The 9,507-nt window shown below is 40.5% G+C and carries 7 protein-coding genes; all 7 read right to left on the bottom strand.

The genetic code is table 11. The features are described 5' to 3' along the window. On the bottom strand, positions 1-660 hold a 660-nt coding region (locus IQ22_RS13665; RefSeq protein ID WP_483247336.1), incomplete at its 3' end, for a flagellin N-terminal helical domain-containing protein. A gap of 516 nt (positions 661-1,176) precedes the next feature. Next, on the bottom strand, positions 1,177-4,806 hold the full coding sequence (locus IQ22_RS13660; protein ID WP_145142858.1) for a glycosyltransferase: 3,630 nt from the start codon (positions 4,804-4,806) through the stop codon (positions 1,177-1,179). A 31-nt stretch (positions 4,807-4,837) separates the two neighbouring features. Next, the gene (rffA, locus tag IQ22_RS13655; protein ID WP_145142856.1) at positions 4,838-6,079 is read right to left on the bottom strand and encodes a dTDP-4-amino-4,6-dideoxygalactose transaminase; all 1,242 of its coding nucleotides are present in this window, start codon (positions 6,077-6,079) and stop codon (positions 4,838-4,840) included. A gap of 320 nt (positions 6,080-6,399) precedes the next feature. Then, the gene (locus IQ22_RS13650) at positions 6,400-7,083 is read right to left on the bottom strand and encodes an acetyltransferase (RefSeq protein ID WP_145142853.1); all 684 of its coding nucleotides are present in this window, start codon (positions 7,081-7,083) and stop codon (positions 6,400-6,402) included. A 14-nt stretch (positions 7,084-7,097) separates the two neighbouring features. Then, positions 7,098-7,853 carry a phytanoyl-CoA dioxygenase family protein gene (locus tag IQ22_RS13645; RefSeq protein ID WP_145142851.1) on the bottom strand — a complete coding sequence of 252 codons (756 nt, stop codon included), beginning with the start codon at positions 7,851-7,853 and terminating at the stop codon, positions 7,098-7,100. 18 nt (positions 7,854-7,871) lie between these two features. Further along, positions 7,872-8,720, bottom strand: a complete 849-nt coding sequence (locus tag IQ22_RS13640) for a class I SAM-dependent methyltransferase (protein ID WP_145142849.1) — start codon at positions 8,718-8,720, stop codon at positions 7,872-7,874. After that, positions 8,721-9,437, bottom strand: a complete 717-nt coding sequence (locus IQ22_RS13635; RefSeq protein ID WP_145142846.1) for a WbqC family protein — start codon at positions 9,435-9,437, stop codon at positions 8,721-8,723. Positions 9,438-9,507: the final 70 nt, after the last annotated feature.

Genomic DNA, 9,507 nt, shown 5'->3' with positions numbered 1-9,507 from the left:
GGCCTTGGTGTAGTCTGCACCGGTGGTGCCGCTGGCAATAGTCACATCAACGCTAAAGTTATTACCATTTACCGTGCCGGAAACAGTAATCGTACCTGAAGCAGTAGCTGCACCAGTACCTGCAGCGACTGTGCCTTCGAAATACTTGCCCTTGAGTGAGTCAGTGCTCATCTCGTCGATCTTCACGCTGATCATTTCGTTGGCCGCACTGCCGACCTGGAAAGTTGTAGTCCCAAACGAGCCGTCGAGCAGCTTCTTGCCACCAAAGGTAGTGGTGTTGGAGATACGGTCAACTTCCTTTTTCAGTTCGGTCACTTCGTTGTTTAGAGCCTTTCGCTCGTCATCGCTGTTGGAACCGTTGGCCGACTGCAGAGCCAGGTCACGCATACGCTGCAGCAGAGAGGTAGACTGCTGAAGAGCACCTTCTGCGGTCTGTGCCATGGAGATGCCGTCGTTGGAGTTCTTGACGGCTACGTTCAGGCCGTTGACCTGAGAGGTCAAACGGTTGGCAATCTGCAGACCTGCCGCGTCGTCCTTGGCGCTGTTGATGCGCGAGCCAGTGGACAAGCGCTGCAACGTAGTTTCCATCGATTTGGAAGAAGCGTTCAGGTTACGCTGAGTGTTCAGCGAGGCTACGTTAGTGTTAACTGTTAAAGCCATGATGTTGTCCTCCGACGGACATAATTTGTTTGCCTGACTTGCGACCCGGCCTGACAACCAATGAGTTCGCGTTCATTTACTGTTTCGGCGTTTTCACTGGAAGCTTTAGGGGGTCAATCAAATTTTTTATCTTTTGACTTGACAGGTAAGCAATCAAGATCCACCTCAAAGGCCTACCCTCCTATCCAGTACCTTTAATATCGGACGGCTTGCCTAATTCTTTAGGCCTTTCAACTATTTTCAAAACAAAAATTATGAAGCTGGAACCATGTAAAAATGACTTCAGACTATTTCCAGCCAAAAAAAATCAATAAATTGAATGCTGTCTTTTGTAAAACCACCAAAGTTCAACTTTTTGATAAAATCAAATAATCAAAAAAATAAACTTATAGAATTGACACTAAAGCACTGACCAACCTATATATACAGTCATATGCTTAATCAAACTATCCAAATGAAATCAAGCATAAAAAAGCCTCTTATTTCTAAGAGGCTTTCGTTAATTTCTCGAATTAATTATGGCATCCAAGCTTTATACCAAGCTTCTAGATTCTTCCCTTCCAAAGTCCACTCACGCATGACTTTTTCTTTGAGCTCCTCACCCATAAGAGCAGTAGCGTCTAAATCATTAAGATGCATATTTATAGCTTCCACCCAATCCTTAAAGCGATTCCTAACTCTTGTAGCCGGAAGGTCATTTCGATAAGGACGGACATCACTACAAATCACAGGAAAACCACAAGCACCATACTCTAGTAATCGTAAATTACTTTTGCATTCATTAAAAAGGTTATCTTCAAGCGGAGCTAAAGCGATATCTAAGTTTAGCTTTGCCAAGGCGACTGGATACTCAACTAAAGAAACACCACCGTGTATCTCTTTAACATACGGCTTAATCTTGTCGGGACACATACCAAAAAAGACCCAATCAACTTTCTGAGAAAAATGCTTGATAACATCAGCTATCATCTCAAGATCACCGGTATGCCCTGAACCTCCGGCCCATCCGACACGTGGACGCTTACTCACGCGCCTTTCGGATTGAAGTCCCTTCCACCACTGAACAGGCAACCGGTTTTCAACTACACGAATGTCAGTGTGTAAGCCTGCAAATACTTCAGCAAGCGCCTCGGTAGAAACTATAAATCGATCCGTATAACCCAAGCCTATACGGAGCGACTTTAGAACATCTTTAGGTACATGTTGGCGATGAATGCTTTTTAACGGGACATTAGGAAGATAGTCATCCAATTCGTAAACTTTGAAAGCTTTTGAAAAAGCTTTCATTCTACGCATCGCCTCTAGTCTATCTTCCTGGATTTGTCGCTGTAAAATAATTACATCTGGATCATAACGCTCTAAGTCAGTAACATGCATCAAGCCGATGGAAAGGGTTCCATCAATCATTTCTGCATTATGCAAGGCGCTAAAAGGTTGTATAACTCTGTAATTACCGCAGCCAAATTCATCAGCAGGATGAGCCAAAACAACAGGTAGTGGCCGCCATGACATAAGTGGTCGCCAGGAAATTTGAGGGTCAGTCAGCTTGAATCCACCGGGCTGTACTAAAGAGAAATTCGGGTTATAGGCTGGATCTCGAGCTAAGCTAGGCAACCATTTTGCATAAATAGCATCTTGCTCTTCAATAAATCGTTTCTGCTTTTTAACAACAGGCAGAGTATCAACGCTTTTTTGACTTACACTTCCCTCATGCAATACAATAGAATGAGGAGTCCAAACAATCAGATAGCCACTTTCCCTTACCTTCAGACACAAATCCACATCATTATATGAAACTTTGAATGCCTGCTCGTCTAAGCCGCCCACTTCCTGATATACAGACTTTCTAATCATCAAGCATGCCGCAGTGACAGCACTGTAGTTTTGGTCAACTTCTAATCTTTGCATATAGCCAGACGCATCCATAGACTCACCTATAAAAGGATGCTCGGCAGGACCACATAGGCCTAAAATTACCCCAGCATGCTGGACAGTTTTGTCTGGAAATAGAAGTTTCGCGCCCACAATTCCTACTTCGGGACGAAGCGCGTGATTTAGCAATTCCTCAAGCCAACTCTCACTAATGATAGCTGTATCATTATTCAACAATAAAAGATAATCGCCTTTAGCAACTTCAGCGGCTTTATTATTGATAGCAGAATAATTGAAAGGATATGGATAGCGTAGTACTTTTAACTTTTCATCCCCAAGCGACTCAATAGCTGCAAGCCATTCTTTTGCGTCCGCCTCATCACTATCGTTGTCAATGATAATAATTTCATAATTATCATAGCGCGTAGTTTCAAGAATGCCTTCAACACAACGGCGAAGCATTGCAAGCTGATTCTTGGTTGGTATTAAAATCGAAATTAATGGCCTTTCTTCTTGCTTATAATAAATATGATAGCGACCAGGAAGACTAGAAGTTACTTCCGCATTTTCGTAACCTCGATCTCTTAAATGTCGCTCGATTGCTTTTATTTCATTTAAATTATCGCGCAAAAGAGGGGTAGAGCTAATAGTCAAAGGTTCAGGAACATGGCCCAGTCCAGCGAATCCGCCTTGTTGAACTAAACGCAGTAAATAATCAAGCTCAGCGGCATCCTCTAAAGCAGGGTCAAATTTTCCAACTGCACAGAATTCCTCACGGTTAAAAATCCAGTGCTTAGCCATTCCTGTAGGAAAGCTCAACAAATAATCAAGATTAAAATCGGGCCGCAATGCGGCGCCTAACGAGCCATCTTTATAACGATGCACCTCGTCTGCATAAATAGCTCTATAACCTTGTGCCTTAGTTAACTCTACGGCTAATGTAGCTACTCCACCTTTTGTGAACTCTGAACCAGCCTCGACCAGCATAAACCATTCAAAGTCAGAACTTTCAACAAAATCATTGATCTTATAAATACGCTCTTCAACAGAACATAAAACATGTTTTATGTTTAATGAAGAAGTATCGGTAGCGTGACCACCAAAAATCACACACTCGCAACTCAAGAAATCATCAGAAATTTCCGCCAGGCTATTAATAGTTTTATTTATTGCAGCCTGGCTAGAGGAAGAGTCAATGACTAATACGCCTAGCTTTCGATCATTACCAGAATCTAGCAAATATTGTTTTGTAAGTTTTTCTTGAGTAGGTGAAAGCTGACGAGCTAAAAGCCAGCTGTCCGTGCTATTACTTGCTGCTTCATCCTTATATACAAAAGAGTTCAATGGAGAACCAATAGCACCTAATCTATCAGAAGGAAAATGCAGCTTTCTTTTAACTTTTCCTTCGGCAGCGCTTTGTGTTTTCTCTATAAAACCTTCTAAGGCGCTCCAAAAACCTGCTTCTATTGCCCTATATTCTTTCGTATATTCATGTACAGACTTTTGCGCCGCCTGGATCTGCGCAGAATCACAGCCTAAAGCGATACCCGCTTGGCCATAGTCTTTCATTACACTAAGAGGGTAATGGCTGCTTTCAGCTAAAAAGACAACCGGACAGCCGCACAAAAGCGCTTCAAAGATAATAGTAGAAGGCTCATATACATAGAGTAGTTCAACGGACTTAAGGAGCTGAGCTAACTCATAAGCATTACGATGCTTTACTCTCGAGGAAATTTCAATTGAGTCTTTGGTAACAGGCGAAGGCTTCCCATCATTTTCTAAAAAGCGATGTAAGAATACCGCAGTCCCCTTTCTAGTTTTATCATCAGCCCCTACGCTATTAAATATCTTTGTATCCACTAGCGGCATATGAAGTAAATCAGCTTGCCATCCCTCTGGGACAACAGCCAAACCATGTGTATAAACAAGATCTGTAGCAGCTAAGTCAATAGGTGTTCCTGTCAACTTTCCAGGGTAATTTAATAGATAGCGCACTACATTTTGAGCGCTTAAGGGATTGTCTGATATCACTTCGGGATAAACTACTATGGGACTTCTATCTGCATCATAGTGCCCCTGAACAATATCAGGCGTTAATACAGGCGTGCGCAGACTGCTACTTACTACAGAAGTAAGTACATAAGCCTCTTCACCTTTAAGATTAAGAGCGTGACATAGATTGTGTAAAGCTCGAACTCCACCAGAATTATATCTAAAAGCCGGAGCCCATATATAATAAGGTTGCCGTAGAGGCGCATATAATCTGGACGACATAGTCTAACCCTTCAGACAGGTGATATTTGAATTATGCTTTAAAGAAAGAGTTGATAGCATGGCATACCCTTTCCACCATCTCGCTGGTCATCTGAGAGAAAAGAGGCAGTCGTAGCAATCTCTTAGATATATCATTTGTCACATCTAATCCTCCTGAAACACGTGAATAGCGCTTCCCTGCTGGAGAATCATGCAAAGGTACATAGTGAAAAACCGCAGCTATGTTTAACCCCGCCAAAAAATCAATTAATGCTTTACGCTCAGTCTCTGTCCGGCATGTCACGTAAAAGATATGCGCGTTTTCCGGTTTCCCATTGATAGTAGCAGGCAAACTCAAGTAGCCCTTTTCTGCAAGCGGCTTCAGAGAAGAATAGTAACTGAGATACAGTTCTCTACGATGAGCATTGATATGCTCAGCGTGTTCTAGCTGTGCATAGAGAAAAGCAGCTGTTAACTCGCTAGGCAGGAAAGATGAGCCGATGTCCACCCAAGTGTATTTATCAACTTCTCCACGAAAAAATGCTTTCCGATTTGTTCCTTTTTGCCAAATAATCTCAGCCCTTTCTATGAGCTTTTCATTATTTATTAAAAGTGCTCCACCTTCGCCGGATATAACATTTTTTGTTTCGTGAAAACTAAGACAGCCTAGATCACCGATAGTACCCAGTGCTTGGCCATCATTCTTGGCCAGAATCGCTTGCGCTGCATCCTCGATCAAATAAAGTTCATGCTTCTGACAAATATCTTTTAAAACTCTCATATTGCATGGTTGACCGGCGTAATGCACAGCTACGATAGCTTTTGTTCTGCTTGTAATCGCCCTCTCTATTAACTCTTCGTTAATGTTCAATGTATCCGGTCGAATATCTACAAAAACAGGAATTGCGCCCCGTAACACAAATGCACTGGCAGTAGAAACAAAGGTGAAAGAAGGCATCAGCACTTCATCGCCTGCCTGAATATCAGTTAAAAGCGCAGCCATTTCCAGTGCAGCAGTACATGAATGCGTAAGCAAAGCACGTTTACATACAAGATTTGTCTCTAACCACTCGTGGCAACGCCGAGTAAACTCACCATCTCCTGACAGAACTCCATTGCTGACGGCCTGCGCTATGTAGGAAAGCTCTTTACCTACAATGAACGGCTTTCCAAAAGGAACTTTTTCTGCTTTCTGAGAAATTGCCTGTGCGATTATCTCCGTCAAGCTACCCACAAAATCCTTCTGCTCCGCCAGATCCAAATCATAAGAATTTCTGTACTCAGGAAGTGACATATTGCTACTCCACGCCGCACGCTAGCGCTGTAAAATGAATGACACTCCTTTGAGAGGCTAGTCAAATATAAGACTTAATAAAGCCAATTTTTGGAGTCTGATTCTTCATAGCAATGGTTATGCCAGCTTTTTTTGGCTGCATAATCAGTAGTTTGCGTGAGGGAGAGACAATAAAATGTCAAAAAATAATTAGCGATGGTGCCTGATCAAGCCCATGGCTAAGGTTTTACCAAAGGATGACGACAAATTGACGAAATGGCCGCTATGCAGACAAGCCATAAAATAGCAGGTGGTAAAAGCGTTAATGAAATAACAGCTTCTTATTTTGGCATGTAACTTTTCTTTATTTTTATGCCAAATTCTTCGTGTGTTCTTGTTAAAACCGCTGGATTTCCTCTATACATCGAATGAGCCATACTACTTTTAAGCAGTACAGATCCAGCCACCAGATAAGTTTCATCTTTTATGTCGATTGAATTTACCGTAGCAACTGAGCTTCCAAAAAAGCATAAATCCCCCATATCACACCCTGCCCCAACAATGCAGCCAGGAGCAACATAATTATGGCTTCCCATTTTAAGGTTATGGCAGAGCAGACTTTTAGACCATATTGTGTTGTTATCACCCATATTAACGAAGGGTTCGATAATCACACCTTCTAAAAATATATTATTTTCGCCAATAGAAACATTACGAATCCTGACAGAGGGATGAATATAATTTATCATCCTATACCCCTTCTTTTTCACTTCATCAAAAACCTTTTTCCTGTACCTCATATTTGAATAGCCAACGGCCACCAGAAAATTGTGCTTATCTGTTGGAAATTTTTTTTCGATATCCTCGAAAGGATAGACAGGAATACCACAAAACTCTTTTTCTTTTAGAAACTCTCCATGCACACAAAACCCTACCAAGTGATTATTGCTATCACTCTCGAACTTCAAGTAATAATACATCAGCTGAGCAAAATCACTCGCTCCAAAAATTATAATATTCCTCATATCAGCGGCCAATTTTATCCCTGGTTAGCCTTATATAACCGGCTTTCTTCAGGAAGGTAAAACTCTTCTAAACTGGTGGGCATTCTTACGTTCATACCAAGTAACCGTTTACCATCCTCACCGAATTGCTTCATTAACTCGAGAGATATTAAGCGTGGATAGTCAAAACGTTGCCGCATATAAGATCTGCAATAGTTTAAGGTTAACGCGTGCCTTGGGACATCAGTAGTATTTTTACCTGCAGCATGAAAACATCTAGGATTAAAAACAATCATGTCTCCTGCATTACAGCAGGCTCGTTTTGCTTTTTTGAAAAACTCATCTGTATCAGGCGCATTTGGCAATAAATGAGAGCCCTCTAAATAGTAGGTTGCCCCATTCTCTTCAGTGAAATCATCTAAGGGTAAAATTACGCCAAGATTGGTCATATAACCTGGGATAAACCTTGGTGAATCAACATGAATTCTACCGCCATAATTACCCTGTCCCGGCGCTAGAGAAGATGACTGATAAGCGTAGAGAATGCACGTATCAGAAAGAACAGAATTTACATATTTGTTAATAACAGGATTATCCAAAATTTTTGCCATATGCTTTCCTCTAAGCATACAGTTATGAACCATACCTTTATCAAACACATTATTATAAAATATATGATCTTCAGCAATTGCTGTTTCAAGCTCTTCCCGCAGAAGCGATACTTCTTGTCCAGAAAATACTTTTGGAACTATTACTAAACCCTTACAAGTTAACTGCTCTAGAAAATTCATACATATCTCCCAGATTAATCATTTTACAAATATGAAGCTTAAATATTTGTACAAGGATGTAGATGCAGGAATTATTGACTTTAAGTAACTATTCACAACTTCAGCATTTTCAAAAGACTGTTTATGCATGACCTCTGCCTGTCCCAGAAACCAATGATACTCTACTTTAAAACTTGAGAAGCCTATCTTTCTAGCGACTTCTAATACTTCACTAGCATCAAAACCTTTATTCAGGGACTTTATAGGCTCAGCTTTTTCTAACAGATCAGGATCAAGCTCATATTTATCTTGATAGACAGTCCCATTTTTAATGGCCCCCTTAATTTCCTTAACTATTACTCTCGGCAAAGCTTCGTTCGACTTTTCCGCTAACCCCTCCATCAACAATATAAAGTCTTTATTTGGATTAAGATCAGAATAAAAAATCCCCCCTTTCCTTAAAACTCTATGAGCCTCTTTCAAAAAGTCCTCATAATTATAGAGATGATCCATAAAGGAGTAAGCTGAAGCAAAATCAAAATAGTTAGACTCAAGGCCGGTTTCCTCAGCCCTGCATTGATGTAGAGTAACATTATGCGATGAGCAATCTATATGCTTCATCATATCCCAAGTAATATCAACTCCATGAATCTCATCAAAAAGATCGCGCTCTAGATTTATAATAAAACCTGTCCCACAGCCAAAATCTATAGCTTTCCTAGCGCAACTAGGATTTAAACTCTTATAAAGACCTTCAATTACCGACCTTACTTTTGCTTTATTTTCCGGTAGAAAATGCGGACTTTTATCGTACTCCCCAATATTAGATAAGAAAGAGTGAACGGCTATATTAGCCGCTAGCGTTTTATTCCTTTCTTCCTCATTCATTTAACTTTCTCCAAAACTCTTGCATTTCATATAACTGATAGAATCTTTTCCACAATTAAACAATAAGTCTAATATACTTACGCCATGCTCAAAACCACCCCACAGCTGGGGGTACTCTGAATATCCAGCATAGTCGAACCAGTGTACATTTATATTTCTTTCTTGAAAGCTAGATTCATCCAAATAGTTTTTGGCGGCTGGCCCAGATACATATTCAGCTGCCTCCGCTTTTGTGCATAACTCCACAAGCTTACCGACACGATCTGTAGTTTCTATACAATAGTCCCAAGAGTATGAGATCTTTGTTTTTATACCCAAATAGTTACAGATTAATTCAATAAACTTTCTATTAAACACTGTAAGATTAGCCAAATTATCATCTTCATACAAAGGCAAAATCATTTCGAAGACTTCTTTAAAGTAGTTTGCTCTGCTGTAATTTGCCTTTAGCGTATGACAATGCTTTTTTTGCCATCCCGTAGTAGGTAGAGTTACATCTTTTATTTTTCTGTCAATACTCTGCCCAACTGGGATACTTAACCATTCCAGCCCTTTTGAAGTTTTTATTTTATTTCGATTGCGCCAGTCATTCTTGGTAAACTGGACCTCATCATATATAATGAATTCGTCAGAGTACGCAATCAAATCAAAATAGCCCTTCCAAGGAATGTAGTTAGATTGAATTATAGAGACTTTTTTGAAATTTTTTACGCTCATAAACTTAACTAGATCCTTAGATCTTTTTTAAAATGAACGATTCCATTAGCTCTTTAGCAGACCAGGCAAT

The organism is Pseudomonas duriflava (assembly GCF_007830155.1).
Lineage (GTDB): Bacteria > Pseudomonadota > Gammaproteobacteria > Pseudomonadales > Pseudomonadaceae > Chryseomonas > Chryseomonas duriflava.
Note: the sequence above shows the minus strand (reverse complement) of the source record. Positions and strands in the feature narration are given on the sequence as shown.

What these genes read in the sequence shown, in the direction of transcription:
- IQ22_RS13650 (WP_145142853.1), bottom strand. Translation starts at nt 7,083, where the DNA reads ATGAGGAATATTATAATTTTTGGAGCGAGTGATTTTGCTCAGCTGATG.
- rffA (WP_145142856.1), bottom strand. Translation starts at nt 6,079, where the DNA reads ATGTCACTTCCTGAGTACAGAAATTCTTATGATTTGGATCTGGCGGAG.
- IQ22_RS13640 (WP_145142849.1), bottom strand. Translation starts at nt 8,720, where the DNA reads ATGAATGAGGAAGAAAGGAATAAAACGCTAGCGGCTAATATAGCCGTT.
- IQ22_RS13660 (WP_145142858.1), bottom strand. Translation starts at nt 4,806, where the DNA reads ATGTCGTCCAGATTATATGCGCCTCTACGGCAACCTTATTATATATGG.
- IQ22_RS13635 (WP_145142846.1), bottom strand. Translation starts at nt 9,437, where the DNA reads ATGAGCGTAAAAAATTTCAAAAAAGTCTCTATAATTCAATCTAACTAC.
- IQ22_RS13645 (WP_145142851.1), bottom strand. Translation starts at nt 7,853, where the DNA reads ATGAATTTTCTAGAGCAGTTAACTTGTAAGGGTTTAGTAATAGTTCCA.